Annotated in this window: 16 protein-coding genes and 1 pseudogene; 4 read left to right on the top strand and 13 right to left on the bottom strand. The window is 36.4% G+C overall.

What is annotated here, in order from left to right:
* Nucleotides 1-3: 3 nt before the first annotated feature.
* On the bottom strand, nt 4-4,290 hold the full coding sequence (locus M9949_11050) for a hypothetical protein (GenBank protein MCO5251939.1): 4,287 nt from the start codon (nt 4,288-4,290) through the stop codon (nt 4-6).
* Nucleotides 4,291-4,863: 573 nt separating this feature from the next.
* On the opposite strand from M9949_11050, the gene bshC reads away from it, so the two are divergent.
* The 3 genes from bshC to M9949_11035 all read left to right on the top strand — a co-directional run bounded on the left by bshC (nt 4,864) and on the right by M9949_11035 (nt 9,671).
* The gene (gene bshC, locus M9949_11045; protein ID MCO5251938.1) at nt 4,864-6,405 is read left to right on the top strand and encodes a bacillithiol biosynthesis cysteine-adding enzyme BshC; all 1,542 of its coding nucleotides are present in this window, start codon (nt 4,864-4,866) and stop codon (nt 6,403-6,405) included.
* 107 nt (nt 6,406-6,512) lie between these two features.
* Nucleotides 6,513-8,831, top strand: a complete 2,319-nt coding sequence (locus M9949_11040) for a TonB-dependent receptor (GenBank protein MCO5251937.1) — start codon at nt 6,513-6,515, stop codon at nt 8,829-8,831.
* A gap of 15 nt (nt 8,832-8,846) precedes the next feature.
* Nucleotides 8,847-9,671: a DUF4249 domain-containing protein gene (locus M9949_11035; protein ID MCO5251936.1), complete on the top strand. Its 825-nt coding sequence runs from the start codon at nt 8,847-8,849 to the stop codon at nt 9,669-9,671.
* Nucleotides 9,672-9,717: 46 nt separating this feature from the next.
* Here the strand turns inward: M9949_11035 and M9949_11030 are convergent.
* The 12 genes and pseudogenes from M9949_11030 to M9949_10975 all read right to left on the bottom strand — a co-directional run bounded on the left by M9949_11030 (nt 9,718) and on the right by M9949_10975 (nt 16,216).
* A pseudogene (locus M9949_11030) lies at nt 9,718-10,062 on the bottom strand (type II toxin-antitoxin system PemK/MazF family toxin).
* On the bottom strand, nt 10,052-10,276 hold the full coding sequence (locus M9949_11025) for a hypothetical protein (GenBank protein ID MCO5251935.1): 225 nt from the start codon (nt 10,274-10,276) through the stop codon (nt 10,052-10,054). The pseudogene M9949_11030 and the gene M9949_11025 overlap by 11 nt, the downstream one beginning before the upstream one ends.
* Nucleotides 10,277-10,365: 89 nt before the next feature.
* The gene (locus M9949_11020) at nt 10,366-10,635 is read right to left on the bottom strand and encodes a type II toxin-antitoxin system mRNA interferase toxin, RelE/StbE family (GenBank protein MCO5251934.1); all 270 of its coding nucleotides are present in this window, start codon (nt 10,633-10,635) and stop codon (nt 10,366-10,368) included.
* A complete protein-coding gene (locus tag M9949_11015; GenBank protein MCO5251933.1) occupies nt 10,628-10,837 on the bottom strand; it encodes a hypothetical protein in 210 nt (69 codons plus the stop codon). The genes M9949_11020 and M9949_11015 overlap by 8 nt, the downstream gene beginning before the upstream one ends.
* A gap of 155 nt (nt 10,838-10,992) precedes the next feature.
* On the bottom strand, nt 10,993-11,700 hold the full coding sequence (locus M9949_11010; GenBank protein ID MCO5251932.1) for a hypothetical protein: 708 nt from the start codon (nt 11,698-11,700) through the stop codon (nt 10,993-10,995).
* A 63-nt stretch (nt 11,701-11,763) separates the two neighbouring features.
* Nucleotides 11,764-12,096 (bottom strand): hypothetical protein, encoded by a 333-nt coding sequence (locus M9949_11005; protein MCO5251931.1) that lies wholly within the window; start codon nt 12,094-12,096, stop codon nt 11,764-11,766.
* Between the two features lie 303 nt (nt 12,097-12,399).
* Nucleotides 12,400-12,570, bottom strand: a complete 171-nt coding sequence (locus tag M9949_11000; protein ID MCO5251930.1) for a hypothetical protein — start codon at nt 12,568-12,570, stop codon at nt 12,400-12,402.
* A 10-nt stretch (nt 12,571-12,580) separates the two neighbouring features.
* A complete protein-coding gene (locus M9949_10995) occupies nt 12,581-13,309 on the bottom strand; it encodes a hypothetical protein (GenBank protein MCO5251929.1) in 729 nt (242 codons plus the stop codon).
* Between the two features lie 195 nt (nt 13,310-13,504).
* Complete coding sequence (locus M9949_10990) at nt 13,505-14,044, bottom strand: 2-oxoacid:acceptor oxidoreductase family protein (GenBank protein ID MCO5251928.1); 540 nt, start codon at nt 14,042-14,044, stop codon at nt 13,505-13,507.
* A 1-nt stretch (nt 14,045) separates the two neighbouring features.
* Nucleotides 14,046-14,870: a thiamine pyrophosphate-dependent enzyme gene (locus tag M9949_10985; GenBank protein ID MCO5251927.1), complete on the bottom strand. Its 825-nt coding sequence runs from the start codon at nt 14,868-14,870 to the stop codon at nt 14,046-14,048.
* A complete protein-coding gene (locus tag M9949_10980; protein ID MCO5251926.1) occupies nt 14,867-15,940 on the bottom strand; it encodes a 3-methyl-2-oxobutanoate dehydrogenase subunit VorB in 1,074 nt (357 codons plus the stop codon). The genes M9949_10985 and M9949_10980 overlap by 4 nt, the downstream gene beginning before the upstream one ends.
* Nucleotides 15,941-15,955: 15 nt before the next feature.
* Complete coding sequence (locus tag M9949_10975) at nt 15,956-16,216, bottom strand: ferredoxin family protein (GenBank protein ID MCO5251925.1); 261 nt, start codon at nt 16,214-16,216, stop codon at nt 15,956-15,958.
* 343 nt (nt 16,217-16,559) lie between these two features.
* Here M9949_10975 and M9949_10970 point away from each other — a divergent pair, with 343 nt between their 5' ends.
* Entirely contained in the window at nt 16,560-19,454 is a 2,895-nt protein-coding gene (locus M9949_10970) for a PAS domain S-box protein (GenBank protein MCO5251924.1), read from the top strand.
* Nucleotides 19,455-19,473: the final 19 nt, after the last annotated feature.

Genomic DNA, 19,473 nt, shown 5'->3' with positions numbered 1-19,473 from the left:
AATTTAAAATTTATTTACATTAATTATTATTATTTCGTAATATGTTCCCTCGTCGTTAATCGTAACTTGTTCTTCAGTCATCGGTAGATATTTATCGCTATCGAAAAATCGCAATATGCTGTTTGTATTCAATTTCTTAGGTGCGATTGCTGATTTATCTATACGGAAAATAATTGTAGCATCCAAATTATCGTCACCATCAATGTCCCAAAATGGAATTGGAACTTTAACTGCCCCGGGAACGGATTTCTCGACCAATCTGACCATGATTGGATTTGTTGGCGCATTACCACAAATAATTTTTAATGTATAATTATTATTTCCGTTGCCCATCGGGAAATCACTTTGGACATTTTGCACTGCAGGAAGAATCAGCTTTCCTGTGCTCGGTGTTTGGATTAATCCACCTGTTAAATCACCATCTAAATCAAAATCACCATCTCCAATTACGAAAGTATATCCAGTCATATCAACGTCACCGGTGTGAGAGTAGTTGGAGATGTTGACAGTAGCACTCGGGCAAGCTGCAATAAGAGCATCCGCAAGATTGGCGAAATGAGTATAGCCCCAATTTGGAGTAGATGAATTATAATCATCGCTTACCCAAACTTCATCATTGCACAATGGGTCAACTCCGTCAGTCCATTCAAACGCACCTATATCAATAGTTGTATTTTGGATACGGTCTTCGCCACGGACATCAAAAGGTTCAGAATTGTATGAATTGTTACCGGAATTTACTGCAGGAGAAATGCCGTATAATCTAAAATCATCAATTGCAGCGTTTACGAATAAAGGATTATCGGTAATTGAGTTAACATCCGGATTAAAAGCACTACCTGCTTGGATATAAATATCATTAGTCCCGTTTGAATAACACGAATAATTCAGAGTTGCTGTTCCATTAGATTCTATGAAGATTTCATTACCATCAGAATTAGTTGTATTTTCATAAATAATGCAGTTATTAATTATTGGGGCTGAACCATTAATCCAAAAAGCACCACCTTTATTATTTGCATGATTTTTTGCAAATGTAACATTATTAAGTGAAGTAACGCCACCACTCCATAGCCCAATTCCACCTCCACCATCAATTGCGAAATTATTTGCCATCAAACAATTAGTGTAAGTTGAATTACAGGTTTGAAGTTGCATCACAGCTCCGCCCAAATTACCCCTATTATTCAGAAATATGCAATTTGTAAAAGATGAAGAAGAATTAGTCAATAATACTGCACCACCAAATTGACTGGCTCTATTATTTGTAAAGATTATATTAAAGAATATAGGTGAGGAATTATTATTGTAAATACCTGCACCACGACGAAATTCATCAACTGCACCAAGAGCATATCCACCGGAAATTGTAAATCCATCCAATACTGAATTATTAGTCAAAGCCAATCCATTCGGATGATAGAAAACATGATAGCAATTGTCAGTTTTATTTGTGAATAAATCATCAACTATATCATCACCGTTCAGGTCGCCACTGAGTATAGTCTCGTTGGCTCCTCCTTCGCCAAAATCTGTTCGTTGACTTACAGCAGTTTCTGTTCCGGCAAATCCGCCATAAATTTCTACACCTTCTATCATTCGGAAATGATTGAATCTCGAACCACCTCCTAATCCGTAATCATAGCTTGGTTTGTAAGTTCCTGCGGCTACCCAGATTTGGTCGCCAGACAGAGCATCATCAAGTGCAGATTGGAAAGATGTAAATGCATCATCCCAGCTTGTACCGTTGTTGGCGCCGCTTGCGTCATGTTTTACAAAGATAAATGTACCATCAGGGTCAGTGTCTGAATTGTATTCATAAGCTCCCATATCAATTGTTCCTACTTGCGTATAGTCGGTGCCATCTAATTTTCTAGGGAATCCATTGCCACGAATATCAAATGCTTCCGAATTATAAGAATCGTCACCGGCATCTATAACCGGTGAATTACTTGCAATTCGGAAATCACCTGATGCCGGATTGACAAATTTGGGATTTGAGGTGATTGAATTAATATCCGGATTAAAAGCACTACCTGCTTCTATATATATATAATTTGTCAAATCAGAATAGCATGAATAGTTTAGATTTAAAGTACTATTATTATCTAAATAAAATTCATTACCGTTTTGATTGGTCGTATTATTATAAACTATGCAATTATTCATTGTCGCAGTGTTTCCTCTAATATACCCTGCTCCACCACCAGTATTTGAATGGTTATTTGAAATTGTTACATTATTAAATAATGTGTTTGAACCCTCGGAACGGAAGGCTGCTCCAGGGCTATTAGAAAAATTGCCATATAGAAGCACATTTGTAATAGTAGCATTTGAACCATTATATAAAAACAAAGCAGCTGAACCATTAGTTTTGTTTAATTTGATGATAGAATTACTCATTGTGATTGAACAGTTAGTTCTATTTGAAATAGCTCCATACCAATATCCATTGCAATATTTTACTACTAAATTATTAAAAACAGGAGATGAAAATTCATTATGGATTCCGCCTCCTTCTGTTAATGGGTAAGGTCCAATTGCATTTCCACCCATAATTGTGAAACCATCAAGCAGTGCAGTATTATCAACACTCATATTATAAATTACATTATAACAGTTATCACTCATATTTTGAAATGATAAAGTTGCTCCGCTACCTGAATAAATATCGTCTTCCAATAAGTCTCCACTAAGGACTGTCTCATTGGCACCACCTTCCCCGAAGTCCGTTCTTTCACTGACAGCACTTTCGGTTCCGGCAAACCCTCCGAATATCTGGACACCGCTTATCATTTGAAAAGTAAAAAACAGTGGTTCATCAGTAGTACCATCTGCTTCTTTAGAGGGGAAGTACGTTCCGGCAGCTACCCAAATTGTATCACCCGCAGCTGCAGCATCAAGAGCAGCTTGGAATGAAGTTAATGCGTCGTCCCAACTTGAACCATCGTTGTTTCCTGTTGCGTCGTGTTTGACGAAAACTAAAATATTGTCCGGATCTTCAGTACTTGTCCATTCAAATGCACCCATATCAATAGTTGTATTCTGAATTCTGGCTTCTCCTCTTACATCGAAAAGTTCAGAATTTTCGGTATTGTCTCCTGCATTAACACTGTGAGAAGACCCAACCAAACGATAATCTTCATTATCGGGGTCAACAAATTTTGGAGCTGAAAAAATCGTATTGGCGTCAGGATTGACTGCCCCGGAGCCATTTACTTGCACATCATCGCTGCTATTCTTGTAATTAGAATAATACAAATTAATTGTACTGCCATCTGTATATATTTGATGACCTTGGGAAGGAGCATTATTACCCCAAATGATTGAATTGTATATTTCAGAAGGAGTAGAACTGATGCAAAATATCCCGCCACCATTAGTTGCTGAATTATTTGCAATTGTAACATTGACTAAGGTAACAGATGCTGTAGAACTATTTTCAATCCCGCCTCCACTACTGCCTGCCGAATTATTCACAATTAATGCATTTATTAATGTTGGCGATGAGTTAGTAATACTATACAAACCACCACCGCCTGATGTTGCTTGATTATGGCGAATAATAACATTTGTTAAAATCGGACTTGATGCACCTCCATTAAAGACTCCACCACCCCAATAAGCTGTATTATCTTCAATTACGCTATTTGTTACATTGGGAGCAGAAGCAAAGTTATACAATCCACCGCCATGATTAGGTGAATAATTATTTTTAATAATCAGGTTATTAAGATTGGGCGATGCTGTATTATTATGAATACCACCACCTCGCTGATGTTCTGCAGCTCCGTCTGCATAACCATATTGGATGGTAAAGCCGTCAAGAACAGCACTACTTGTTAGTCCCCATCCGCTTGGATGATAGAAAACGTGGTAACAATTGTCAGTATGGACTCCTTCAGTTCCAACGTCACCGCTCAAAATTGTCTCGTTAGCACCTCCATTACCGAAATCAGTTCTTTCACTCACATTGCTTTCAGTTCCGGCAAAGCCACCGTAGATTTCGACACCATTAATCATGCGAAAATGGTATAATCTCGCATCACTTTCATCACCCAATCCATTATCTGTAGAAGGCTTATAAGTTCCGGCAGCTACCCAGATTTCATCACCGGAATTAGCAACGTCAAGTGCCGATTGGAACGATATATAAGCATCAGTCCAACTTGAACCGTTGTTAGCACCTGCTGCGTCATGCTTAACGAAATATGTTGTTTGTGCTTGAACGTAATCAAAAACAAACAAAAACATGAATCCAATAAATACAGCTTGAATAATTCTCTTCATAAATACACTCCTAATCTAAACATTAATATAGTTTTCATATTGTCAATTAGCATGAATGTGGTAGATTGTTTGGTGATGCGAAATACAACACTCATTTATATAAAATTTGGAAATACACCAAGTCTAAAGTAATAATAAACTATGAATCTAAAAATTAAATTTAATTCATATTGATAATCTTAACAATTATGTTATAGCATAGTGTTCCACCAATTAAAATATACTATTTCATTTAAATTAGAGAGTGTAATATATATAAAGCATCATTCAAAGGAACACTATTATCTTTGAATGTTCAAAAAAGAACAATTTTCACGTCCTGTCTTTGTTTTCGTCCTATCTTTGTTTACGTCCTGTCAGTTGATGCAAAGACAGTAGGTGTATTTGTCATTCTGAACGAAGTGAAGAATCCATGTCTTTATGAAAACTTGATTCTTCGACTTCGTCTTCAGAATGACGAATACAAACTTTGCGAACTTCTCTTTCCGTCAGTTGTAACAAAGACGGGACAATAAAAGCTACTAAAGCAATATTTTTGTTAATTTTGAGTTAGTATAAATTTTAATTTGAAATATGAAACTTATTGCAAACGAATTGGGGGGCTCATCAAAATTAGTGCGGGATTATATCCGCTCTGACAATTTTGCTGCGCGCTTTTTACCGAATAATACTCGTCACGATGACAAGCACTTTTTTGATGCTATTTTGAAGAGTAAAGGAGACTATTCAAGGCTTCGCGCAGTTTGCAAGAGCACGATGCAAAATTTGCCCTTGAATGAATTGCAATCCGAGAATCTCGAAAAATTATGCTCAGGGAAAGCATTAGCGGTAGTGACAGGCCAGCAACCGGGACTTTTCGGAGGTCCGATTTACAGCCTGACTAAAGCCTTTTCGGCATTCGATTATGCCCGGAAAATGAAAATTAAACACCCCGAATACGATTTTGTTCCGGTATATTGGGTGGCAGATAACGACCACGACGCTGAAGAAGCGGGCAATGCAACTATCTTTGATAGTAATTTATCCATTGTAAATCTAAGTGCAGATTATGATTCGGAAAATATTAGCATTGCAAACCGATTCTTTGGCGATGATATCACCGGGTTAAAAGAGCAAGTGGCAGATGCGATTAAAAATACTCAATATGCCGATGAAATTATAAAAATGTTAGATGATTCATATGTTGTCGGCAAATCATGGTCTGGAGCATTTGTCAAGTTCATAAACTATTTCCTTGCGGAATGCGGATTTGTATTTATTTCGGCTGAAAAATTTCGGGAGTACGGTCTTTTTGAAAAATTCGCTGAAAAAGAACTCAACAATACCGGGCAAACTGCAAATATTGTTAATCAAACAAATGATGAATTGTTATCGCTCGGCTATCATTTGCAAGCACAAGTTTTCGATATTAATTTATTTTACCACAGAAATAATATTCGCGAAAATATCACTTCTGAAAATCTTGATGATTATAAACAATTATTTAAAGAAAATCCAAATTTATTTTCCCCGAAAGTGTTATTGCGACCATTGATGCAAGACGCAATTTTACCGACTGCAGCATATATTGCAGGTCCGGGCGAATTGGCATATTTAGCACAATTAAATAAATTATATAATTATTATAATATTATTATGCCGCGAATTATACTTCGCCACAGCTTCACAATCTTGGATAATCGCAGTTTACGATTTATCGAAAAATATGATATTAATCCCGAAATATTCAAATCGCACCAAGATGAGTTTATGCAAATTATCCCAAAATATATTTTTAGTGACGAAGCTGAATTAGCGTTCTTGAATGCTGAATTAACTCTAAAACAAATTTATGATGAATTGTCCGGGCATATCATTAAAATTGACAAGAATCTTGAAAAAAGTATGGCATCGGCTTATACGAAATCTGCAGAGCAACTTACCCACATTAGAAAGAAAGCAATAACGTCTCAGAAAAAGTCAAACGAAGAGTTCATTGATAGGTTTATGCAAATTAGAAATCTGATTTTGCCTAATGGTAAATTGCAAGAAAGAGTTTTTGGCATTATAAACTTTGTAGCAATTGCCGGAATTGATGAAATCAAACAAAATTTGAGCAATTTATCAAAGATTTGAACAAGAAATATTTACTTAAAGAAAAAAAGTATGTTGAGATTTGTCATTTTGAAACCTTTAATTAACTGACTCGTATCATTTCAGTATTTTATTAAGAAACGGAAATTATGAAAAAATTATTTGTTTTGATATTTCTGATGTTTTCGAGTATGATGCTTCATGCTCAAGGAGACGGTCTCGGCTCATTATCTGGTTCGGTAACCGAAGAGTTATCGGGCGAGAGTGTCATTTCCTTGACAATCGCGATATTTCCCGATTCAAATGTAACAAGCTCAAAACCTATTGCCGGAGCGGTCTCGAACAAATTCGGTTACTATTCTATTCCGAGAATAAAACCCGGCAGCTATTATTTAGTAGCTCGGGGCGTTGGTTATGCCACTTTTATCGAAAAAATATCCATCGTAGCGAATGAATCAGTACGCCGAAATATCAAAATGAAAGTAGAAGATGTGCGGATGCAGGAAATAACCGTCGAAGCGCAACGTGAAGAGCCATCGGTAGCACGAATTTCCACCGTTACAGTCACTCCGGATTTTGTCAGCAAAATGCCCTCGCTTGGTGGAGAAGTTGACGTATTCAGAGTGCTGCAACTATTGCCCGGTGTGCAACAAGCAAGTGAGCTTTCAAGCGGGCTATACGTTCGCGGGGGCTCGCCGGACCAAAATTTGAATCTACTCGATGGTGTAATTGTTTATAATCCATCGCATTTGGGTGGATTTCTGAGCGTCTTCAATGCTGATGCACTTCGCGATATTAAGCTAATCAAAGGTGCCTTTCCGGCTGAATACGGCGGAAGATTGTCGAGCGTGCTCGATATGACGATGAAAGAGGGTACGAAAGAGAAATTCTCCGGTTCAGGCGGCGTTAGCATGATTAGTTCCCGGCTTACACTGGAAGGTCCGATTAACGATAACTCCACATTTATGGTATCCGGCAGAAGGATGTATCTCGATGTTCTGACTTGGTTAGCAGGCGGTGGCACAAATGAAGAAGTCCCGATTTATTACTTCTATGATTTGAATGCAAAATTAAATTATAAATTATCAGATTCAGACCGACTTTTTGTCAGCGGATTTTTTGGAAGAGATGTGCTGAAAGAGCCGGAATCTTCCAAAGAAAATTTTAGCATCAATTGGGGCAATTCTACTGCAAATATAAGATGGATGCATATTATGTCGCCCGAAATATTTACTAATTTCTCGCTAATTTATACCGATTATACTTTTGGAACTGAAATATACAATAAAGACAGACCGAGCGAAAATTTCAACACTAGTTCCCATATTAAAGACTTTATGTTGCGAGCAGAAGCTCAATACTTCCCGTCGCAAAATCATACTATCAAAACAGGCATCGAGACGATTTGGCATAATTTCCGCTCCGAATTAGGTTTCGATATGTTCGATGAAGTCTCAAATGAATTCACGAGCAAGGAACTGAAGTCGCTCGAAGCAGCTTTGTATTTACAGGATGAATGGAAAGTTTCAGAATTGATGAATGCCAATATTGGTGCGAGGATGTATTATTTTCAGGGTGGCGATTACTTTGCTTTCGAGCCGAGACTATCTACATCATATAAGCTTACGGACAAAACTTCTATGACAGGCTCGCTTGCTTTGGCGCATCAATTCTTACATTTGATTGTCCGAAATGACATTACTCTACCAACAGATTTGTGGTTCCCTTCGACCGAGAAAATCAAACCAAGCAAATCTTGGCAGGGAGTTTTGGGTGTCGAACATATTTTTGCCGAAGGTGAATACCTATTTTCAGCTGAAGTTTATTACAAGGATATGAAAAATTTGTATGAGTACAAGGAAGGTTCCTATTTTTCTCTCGGAATCCCGATTGAAGACCAATTCACATCCGGCAGAGGTGTTGCATACGGATTAGAACTGTTTTTGAACAAGCAAATTGGCTCATTCACAGGTTGGATTGGCTACACACTTGCATGGACAAAACGCCAATTTGACGAAATTAATGGTGGCAGATGGTTTTCACCGCGTTATGACAGACGACACGACGTAAATTTAGTATTGACATACCAACTCGGCGAACATTGGGAACTTGGGGCTTCGTGGGTATATGGTACCGGTCAAGCCTTTACTATGCCGACAGGTGTGTATTCATTCAACGATGTTGGTGATGAGTATTACGGCGGTTACGAGAAATATCAATATACCGACAGAAACGGCGCCAGATTGCCTGCATTTCACAAAATGGATTTGAATTTCATGTACAAATTCTCATGGTTCGATTTGCCTTTCCAACTTTCGATGAATATTTACAACGTTTACAATCGCAAAAATCCTTTTGCTTGGTACATTAGCGATTGGGACGAAGAAACAGGCGAATATAAAAAGACTGTTCGCCAAGTTACGTTGTTTCCAATTATTCCGACACTCGGACTTAGTTTCAAATTTTAATTCGGAGAAAATAAAATGAAATATTTATTATTAATAGCAATTATATTCAGCGTCGCACTAAACTCTTGCGAAGAAACAGTTTCGGATGTCACTTTGCCATATGTGGAACAATTAGTCATTCGTGCAATTATAAGTCCCGGACAAGGAATCAATTCTATTACAGTCGAACGCACTTTACCGCCGCTTGATGAGTACATCAAGGAAAATGCAATCGTCAGAGATGCGAAATTAACTATTTCAGATGGCACCAATGATTATGAATTGAGCTTCGACGGTGAATTCTATGGCAATGAAGAAATATTCGTGGAAGTTGGCAAAACATATTATTTGAGAGCCGAATGGAAAGGAAAAGTTGCGACATCGCAAACAACAATCCCCGAACCTGTAGAAATTGATGAAATTTACTACGAAATTGTCGAGCATAAATATGAATACGAGAACTTCAGGTATAAAGAAGTTTTTGTATATGGTGAATTCACTCCAAAGCCCGGTGCAGTATATCAGACGAGCTATAATTCTGAGTCACTACAATTAAGATTCGATTTTGATATCTATAGCTATAATAACAGAAATGCGGCAGGTAAAATCCGTACGGTATTACTGCGATTCTCCTATGATGAAACAATGGGCGAAGAGTTTATAAAAAATTATATTAAAGATTATGAGTTTTTGTTATACTCTTATGATGAGCAGTATTATAGTTATTTCAACTCAAGACACAATGGAAGCAGCAACAGCGGAATCTTTGGCTCAGATGGTTTAAACGTCCAGTGGAATGTGCATGGCAACGGCATAGGATTATTCATAGGTCATTCTTCGACAATGACAAGATACGAATAGGTGGGGGTAGAATCTTTTAAAGTTGAATGACTGAAATTGATTCACATTAATTATTCTCGAATAACAACCGGAGCTTTTGCGTTACTTCTTCAAAGCTTGAATGGTTTAAAATGCTGAATTTCTTCACAATCTTGCTTTTATGAATTGTGAATAGTTTATAAATCTTGATTACAGATGGCTCGGGCAATATACCGTATTCAAGTTCATTATTAGTTATAATTACGGAGTATTCATCAGTAAATTACTTGCTTGTTATTGCTGCTACAACCAAGTCCTCACTATTATCATTGAAACGATTGTTACTCAAAATAACAACTGGGCGCCTTTTGACAGAAGTCAAGTCTGAATATGGAAATGGAACTAATACTATTTCGCGTTGATTATACTTCATTCCAAACATCGCCTTTTGAGTGCCACTCGCTTAATTCATCTATAGTAACGGAAGTCAAATCGTCAGTGAAATCGCCGAGATACAAACCATATTTGCTCTCATACATCAAATCAATGACTTGGTTGACTTTCACCAACAAGTCTTGATTCTTAAGAATACGAATCTCATCAATCAGAGCCTTGTATTCTTCTATAGGTATATTCACTGTTCCCATCTCACAATTCCTTATCATACAAACTAAGTTTATGGACACTAAAGAGAATGTTTTATTTTGGTTAAGGTGAATCCAGCGGGTCAATCGAATTAATAAACTTCGTCATGAGTGCCGATATCTATTAGCTGAATCATACTGTCATCTAGTAATTTAAATACTAAACGGTAAGTATAATTGAGCGAACAGGATAGGTATGATTTTAATCTACCTTGCAATTTGTGTGTCTTTAAAGATGGGTGGTAAGGTTCAAGTTCCAAAATATTAATCTTAGCTCTAAAAATGCTCTCGATTTCGGGGTTGTTTTTTGTGAGTCTTCTTAGTTTACGCAAAAAAGAGTCATCCCAAACTAACTTATACATTGTTCATTTCCTCAAACAAATCGTCAGCGGAGCCACTCTTTACTTTTCCATCTGTGTAATTCTGCTCGGCTTCATAAATTCTGTCCACCAAGGCTTGTCGCTTCAGTTCTGCAAATCCTTTTTGGAGAATTTCCAAAGTCATTTCCTTATCCTCATAATCTAAGGATTCCCAAGTTTCGACTACTTCTGCAATTGTACTCATTTGTCATTCCAATATAACTATACACATAATTTATAAACGAAATTTTTAGTAATGTATTTTTATAGAATTTGAAGTTAAACTCCAAAAATATATGGATACCAAAGCTAGTTTGTTAACAGTTATGCCCGCCGTATTGTTTTCCGGCTCGCAACCTCTCACTCCACAAACTCAATATGCTCAAATAAACTTCTATCAAATGATGAATAGCTATGGTCAATCGTAATTTCTTTATATTTTTTATATATGTAAACTCCTTCGAAATCAGGATAAAGCTGTTGTAATGTTTTCATACTTAAATTTGTAGTTATTGTGTCAGTGAGTTTGTTAATTCCCCATAAGTATCTTGGTATTGCAACATCGGGGTTATACTTTAAATCAGAAAGATTCATGGGTTTTGAAGACCATTGAATATAAGCAGCACCATTTGAGAAAGCATCTAAATTGTGTTCAAAAGCTAATATTAACATTTTCTTTCTACCTGATAATTCTAATGGATATTCAATTTGGTATAACATTCCATTATAATCATTTGTTGAGTAAATCATGTATTTATAAAATAAAAATTCTCGAATATTATCTTTATAGTATTCTATTGATTGCCAAGTTAAATATGGAGTGGTATCTACTTCATTGATCTTGCGATAATTTATAAAATTTGAACTATCATTTAATACTTTACCTATTATGTCAGTATTTAATAACTTAGTATTTTCAGTTAATGTGTATCTGATAAAATGATCATAGTATTCAGGAAAATCCTCATAATACGCTCCTTTATAAATTTTAAGTTTCTTCTCATTATCGCAAGAAAGCATTAAAATTGATAGACCAAAAAAAAATAGTATTCTTTTCATCATTTTCATCTTTCATTCCAGTATTTTGATAAGTTACTTAAATTTCCTATTGAAAGGATATGTTTATACAACTCAATCATAGTATTTATTCAATTTAGCCCAATTTTTCCAAAAATGAATTGCGGAATCGCTTGTTTGGTATTTGCCACTTTCGTTTGTTATTTCTTCAAGACAATATACAATATAGTCCGTTTCAAAAATATATTTTCTGTCAAGTTTATTGAGTAGTTTGGGAATAGCTTCATTGCCTAAATCAATTATTTTTGCTGCGCTATTTTCTCTAATCTCTAAACTTTCAGAACTAAGATTCCAAACATAATACTCAAATATAGCTCTGTCTTTAAATAACAATAATATAGCAACAATAACTATGAAGGCTAATATTAATATTTTCATCTTTTTCATATTATTCACATTCAAAATAACTTTCCAAATTTTTTATATAATTATAATAATCTATTTGGTAAATTGGTGGTAATCGCTCAGTAAATAATTTTAATAGTGGTATTCTCGGCTTATAAAAATATTGATTAAAAACTATATCAAAGCATTCTCCAAATGCCAAAGTGTCAATTTTACCTGATTTTCTGAATATCAATGCAACTAATCTATAATCATTGCAAAAATTAATATTAACGGGTGTTGTGAATTTATTGAATTCAGCATCGAATAAGTCCAATAAGGAATCAGAAGTTATTGTATCTCTCTTTATATATAAAAGGGAAGTTTTTCTATGAAAAAATCCATAGTCAGATTGGTATTAATATGTATTCTCAAATCAGTATAATTAACAGCTATATATTTAATCGGATCACCATTTTGAGATTTCACGACTGATGAAAATAAAAATATAGTCAGTATGATAATTGTTAGTCTCATTTTATTTCCCTCACTCCTTCTTCAACTTCATTTCTTTGAGATTCATTTCGTAAAACTCGGAGTTACCAACATTGATTTTGATGTAAACGAAGCCATATTTTTCGTGAAAATAATAATCGTACAAGAATTTTGCACCATTATATTTATCGCCATCTACATTGTATGTAAAGCTGATTTGATAGTGTTCACAGCTATCATTAACTACCGGATTTGAAGAAAAGGATTTGCCTAAATACTTTAATTCATAGGGATATTCAATCTTTTGAGGTTCTGATTTTGCATTATCAACATCGTCAATTAGATTTCCTTCTTCATCATAACTTTTTGATGATGTTTCCCATTTTTTAATTGAAAATGTCTTTTCATCAGATTCATTTGCTTTTAGTGACTTGTCAATTTGTAATCTGGGCAATAAAGACCAAAACTGTTCATCTGTTAAGCTTGGAGTTGACAATTCAATCTTCAAAATTGAGACTTCTGATGCAGCAACGTATTCTCTTTCCGGATTCCCATTTGGATAAAACGAAGAATAGTACTGCCATTTAATTATAAGTTCCCCTTTTCTTGAATTCTCCTCTTTATCAATTTTGGTGTATAGCTTTACAGAATCGCCCGTTTTGTCGTGTGTCTCTAAGGCGAAATGCCAATAGTTGCCCTCAACATAGATATTGTTCTTGAGATTCTCAATTTCTGAGCAAGAGCCGAGTATGAAGGCTAAAATAATTAATAGTATTTTCATGGCACATCCCATTAGTTAAAAAATATTTTCATCAACAAATCTTTCAAATTGCATACAATCACTTTCCAAAGTAAAAATAGTTTATGATATATACAAATTATTTTTATTAACGTGAATTCCGCACTTTACCTTAAATATAAAAAAAAAACCGCCACAAAGTGACGGTATTAGGAGGTCTTATGAGATATAGAGAGATTAGTTTGTTACGAAACTTGTGCCGACATTGAATGCTTCCATGTTCAGTGGGACTAATTTATGGTAGCGTTCGGGGAGCACTTGTTTGAGTGCTTCGGTGATTGTTTCTTCTTTTACTATTTTTGTAGCTCTAACGAATGCACCTAACATCAGCATATTCAATACTTTGATGTTTTTGAGCTTTACTGCTTCTTCGCTGCCGGGCACATTGTAAATTGTGATGTCGGTACGAGTGGGCGGAGTCAATATATTTGTGCTGTCGTAAATTATCATACCACCGGGTTTGACTCTCGATTCGAATTTATCAACGGATGGTTGATTGAGTGCGATTACTGAGTCAAATCTCGATATAATGGGCGAACTGATATAGTCGTCGGATACAATTGTAATGGCATTTGCTGTACCGCCGCGCATTTCGGGTCCGTAGGATGGCATCCAACATACTTCTTTATTTTCGAGCATGCCCGAATAAGCCAAAATCATTCCCATCGAAAGTACGCCTTGACCGCCGAATCCTGCGAAAATTGCTTCTTGTGTCATATTATTTGCCCTCCGGAACTTTTATATCGCCAAGCGGATAAAATGGAATCATTTTTTCTTCGACGAATTGATTTGATTGCTTGGGTGTCATTTTCCAGTTGGACGGACAATTAGTCACGATTTCAACTAAGCAGAATCCGAGCCCTTGCTTTTGATATTCCAAAGCTTTTGCGATTGATTTTTTTGCTTTTCGGACATTATTTGGAGTATGGACTGAATGACGACTGACGTATGCCACACCCGGCAAATTTGCCAATAAATTGCTAATATATAGCGGATAGCCTTGAGTTTTGACATCGCGACCGTAAGGTGAAGTTGTAGTCACCATTCCGGGCAATGTAGTAGGAGCCATTTGACCGCTTGTCATACCATAAATACCGTTATTGATGAAAACTACCAGGATATTTTCGCCGCGATTTGCTGCGTGAACAGTTTCTGCGGTGCCAATTGCTGCCAAATCGCCGTCACCTTGGTAAGTGAAGACATATTTTTCGGGCATAATGCGTTTGAGACCGGTTGCAACTGCACAAGCGCGTCCGTGGGCTGCTTCTTGCATATCTACATTCATGTAGTGATAGGCGAATACGGAGCATCCAACCGGCGCTACGCCGATGATTTCTTCTTGAATTCCCATTTCGTCCACAACTTCCATCAGAATTTTATGTGCTGTACTGTGACCGCAACCCGGGCAATAGTGCATTGGGACGTCAATCAGAGTTTGTGGTTTGATATAGACCACATTTTCTGCCAGACAAATATCTTCGTCAAAATTGATTGGTTGGTCGGTCAATTCAGCTTCTATATCAACATATGTTCTTTCGCTCATTTTGTTTCTCCTTTGATGTAGATTCTTTCAAAATTTTCGAGAATTTCTTCGGGTGAGGGAATCATACCGCCCATTCTGCCGTAAAATTCAACTCTTGTGGCGCCATTTACCGATAGGCGAACGTCTTCTACCATTTGCCCTGCGTTCATTTCCACATCTAAAATTCCTTTTAGTTTTGGTGCAATGTCAGCATAAACTTGCGTTGGGAATGGGAATACTGTAATCGGTCTGATAACGCCCACTTTGTATCCTTTGGCGCGAGCCATTTCCATAGCTTTGATACAAATCCGAGCAACTAAGCCAAATCCTGTGAAAACGTATTCGGCATCGTCAAGATTGACAGCTTGGTAACGTACTTCATTTTTTTCGATTTCTTTGTATTTTGCTTGGAGTCTAAGGTTAATTTCTTCCATTTTTTCGGATTGAATATGCAAGGAAGTAATATAATTTCTGTCTTTGCCGGGTTTTTTGCCAACGGTAGCCCAATCGGGGAATTCAGTTTTTCGTGGCATTTGCTCAAACAAAACGACTTTTTCCATCATTTGTCCGATAGCACCGTCGGTTAAAATCATCACCGGATTGCGATATTTTTCGCCAAGTTCAAATCCGAGCTTGACAAAATCAACCATTTCTTGAACGCTTGACGGAGCTAAAACGATTAATTTATAGTCACCATGTCCGCCACCTTTGACAGATTGAAAATAATCAGCTTGCGAAGGCTGAATAGTGCCAAGTCCGGGACCACCTCTGACAACATTTGCCAAGAGGCAAGGCAGTTCGGCACTTGCGATATATGAAAGCCCTTCTTGCATAAGACTTATGCCGGGGCTTGATGAAGTAGTCATAACACGTCTTCCGGCGCCTGAAGCACCGTAAATCATATTAATAGCCGCAACTTCACTCTCGGCTTGCAGTACCACCATTCCGGTGCGTTGCGATGCTTCACGAGCAAGATATTCGAGTACTTCGGATTGCGGAGTGATAGGATAACCGAAATATGCATCACATCCGGCTCTAATCATTGCCTCGGAGAGTGCTTCGTTTCCTTTCATAAGCTTTAGATCGCCCATTTCTGTTCCTTTTAGTTAATCTTCAATTTCTATTACTTTGACAGGTCTTTTTGTTTTGTCCACCTTACGGTAAACTGTAATTACAGCGTCAGGGCATACCAATGCACAACTTGCGCAGCCATTGCATAAGTCGTTGACCTTGATTGCAAATTGGTATCCTTTGGAATTTATCGTGTCGCTCAACTGTATAGCTTCTTTCGGGCATGCATCGAAGCATAGTTCACAACCCTTGCACCTTTCGATATCAATTATGATTTCGCCCATTACTTTTGCCATGTTTTACCTCGTTCTTTTCTACGATGTTACTAAATGTTAGCTATTATGCTAATCTTATCTCATAAAAAAATGTTTTTTACCATTTTGTTACATTTAAAATTACGAAATTTTCTTTACATGGCAAAAGAAAATCGTATCAGTAACAAAATAAACGCTTTAATAATTAAGGACTTGCGAAGAATGATGTTAAGCGTAACTAAGTTTATTGTATCATCTGTCACATTAAATATCAACATTATGTCACATTTGAATTCATCGATTAAATTTCATTAACTGAAAAATTAACTTGCATACAATTAAATTATTATATATCTTTGTTATATATAACTTTATAAAGTTGCTTATGAAAATCACAGAAGTTGATTCGGAGAGTAAAATAGAGCCATTACGTAAGTCATTCCTGATAATATTTGTTGCAGGAATTTGTATTCTATTGATTTCGATTGCTTACTATTACTACAGTTCAACGCGTGAAATAGTAGTAAACGAGAAGTATAGTGAGTTGAAGACTTTATGCCAAATCAAAGCAACTCGCATCAATCAATGGCTATTTGAGCGACATTCCGATATTAAATTCTTCTCGAATAACAAATATCTCAGTGACTTGATAGTCGAATACAACAGCAAAGCCCATTCTGATGAACTCGAAAGCCAAATTATTGATATTCTCGAGCCTGTATTGCTCAATGATAGATACCATGATATAATAATTTTGGATACAAATCGCAAAATTTCATTATCACTCAAAAACGGTTCTTCATTGATGCCTTCGATTCTTGATTCATATATTGACAAAGCCATTTACGCAGATAGTATTGTATTGAGCGATTTATATAAAGATGATGTTCGAGAAGTGATTTTTATTGACCTTATTGCCCCAATAAGAGATAGTTCCGGAATTGTCCGAGCAATTATGTTATTCAGAATTGACCCTTCAATTAATTTTTATCCTCTGATTGTTGAATGGCCCGGACCAAGTCCATCGGCAGAATCTTTCTTAGTAAGATATCAAAATGACGAACTGCTTGTGTTGAACGAATTGCGTCATGCCCAAAATACAGCCCTAAAACTTACTATTCCTTTGCGATTTGTCGAGAATACTGCGGTCAAGGCTGTTAGTGGGCAAAGTGGCAAAATAGTGGGCGAAGATTACAGAGGTGTGCAGGTACTGGCTCACGCTCAGCCCATCAAGAATACAAATTGGTTCATTATCACCGAAATTGATATGGATGAAGTTGTGAGTGAATTGCGTAAGCGTGAATTTAATATTATGTTTGCTGTAGGGGTTATAATAATAATTCTTATACTCGGCTTATTAATATTTTATAAGAATCGAAAACAACAGATTTTCCAAAAATTGTATCAGAGAGAAAAGGCACTACGCGAGACTAACGAGATTTTCAGAACCACATTATACAGTATTGGCGATGCAGTAATCACCACAGGTGTGGATGGAAATATTATAAGAATGAACAAAATTGCCGAACAACTCACGGGTTGGCTCGAATCTGAAGCATTAGGACTGAATGTAGAGAAAGTTTTCAGAATTGTTAATGAAGATGACTTAAAAAGGGTAGAAAATCCCGTAAGGATTGTTCTCCAAAAAGGAAAAATTGTAGGATTAGCAAATCATACATTACTAATTTCAAAAGATGGAAATCAAATTCCAATCGTTGATAGTGGTGCTCCTATCAAAAATGAAGAGGGCGAAATATTTGGCGTGGTGTTAGTATTTCGTGACCAAACTGAAGAACGTCTTGCCCAAAATCAAATTAACGAATCCCGCGAGTTTTTTGTCAGAATGTTCAACTTATCGCCTTTGCCTACTGCCATTTTGAACGCTGATGAGATGCTGTACCTTAATATTAGCGACAGTTTTACCGATATAATTGGATATGCACCGGAAGACGTATTAAATAAGAGCTTTTATCATCTGCCAATTTGGATGCACCCCGAATCCATTATTGAACAGATGAGTACATTAATGACATTGAAAAAAATCACAAAGCACGAAGTTGAAGTCATTACCAGAACCGGTGAAGTACGACAGATGTTGCTTTTCCTTGATTTATTCGAACAGAAAGAAAGGCAATATATTTTCTTGAAATTATTGGATGTTACTAATGAGCACCAATACATTCAGGCGATTCGTGATAGCGAACAGCGATTCAAAACAATGTTTGTCTCAAATCCGCAGCCGATGATGGTATATGATATGGAAACCGAAAATATATTGGAAGTCAATGATGCTGCAATTAAGCACTTTGGGTTTAGCTACGAAGAATTCATAAACATTAAACTAAGTTCAATTAAATCTAAAGACAGTGCAAATCTAATTCAAGTGAAGTCCTTTTATGGTCCGGGTTGGGAAAAGCTCAAATGCCTACAAAAAAAATCCGGCGAATCTTTTGTTGCTGATGTTTTAACCGATAAAATTAGTTGGCAAGGTATTGATGCAAGAGTCATGTTGGTAATTGACATTACCGAAAGAATCAATGCTCAGAAAACATTGATAGAAGCAAAAGAAAGAGCAGAAATGAATGATAAGCTGAAATCGGCTTTCCTTGCAAACATGTCTCATGAAATCAGAACACCGCTTAATGGTATCATCGGTTTTTCGGAGTTACTGAAACAAATGGATTTTACTGTCACTGAACAATTTGAATTTTTCGAGATAATTAATAGTAGCGGTAAACGATTGTTAGCATTAGTGAATGATATTATTGATTTGTCCAAAATTCAGTCAGGAAACATAAAAGCCAAATTCTCCCAATTCGACTTAAATAAGACTTTTAATGATTTATATATCTTCTTCAAGCCAATTGCAGAAGCGAAATCCTTAAAATTATCAAAAGAAATCGCTTTACCGAATCAGGAAACGCTCATTGTTTCTGACGAACAAAGAGTATATCAGATTCTTGCCAATTTAATCGGAAATGCTATCAAATATACCGATACCGGAAGTATTGAAATTGGATACAAAATCAAAGAAGCGAAAATCATATTCTACGTCAAGGATACAGGAATCGGAATACCCGAAGAGGCTAGAGAAAGAGTATTTGAGCGTTTCATGCAATTAGAACGCCCGGACAAACAAGTGGACGGTACCGGGCTTGGGCTGGCAATTTCTAAGGGTTTGGTAGATATTCTTGGCGGCAAGATTGACTTTGAGTCCAACAAAGACGAAGGGACAACTTTCTTTGTCGAAATTCCTTACTTGAAAAATATGGAAATGTAATAAAATCGTAGGGACAGAA

This window comes from Candidatus Kapaibacterium sp. (assembly GCA_023957315.1).
Lineage (GTDB): Bacteria > Bacteroidota > Ignavibacteria > Kapaibacteriales > UBA2268 > PGYU01.
This window is presented reverse-complemented; position numbering and strand designations above follow the sequence as displayed.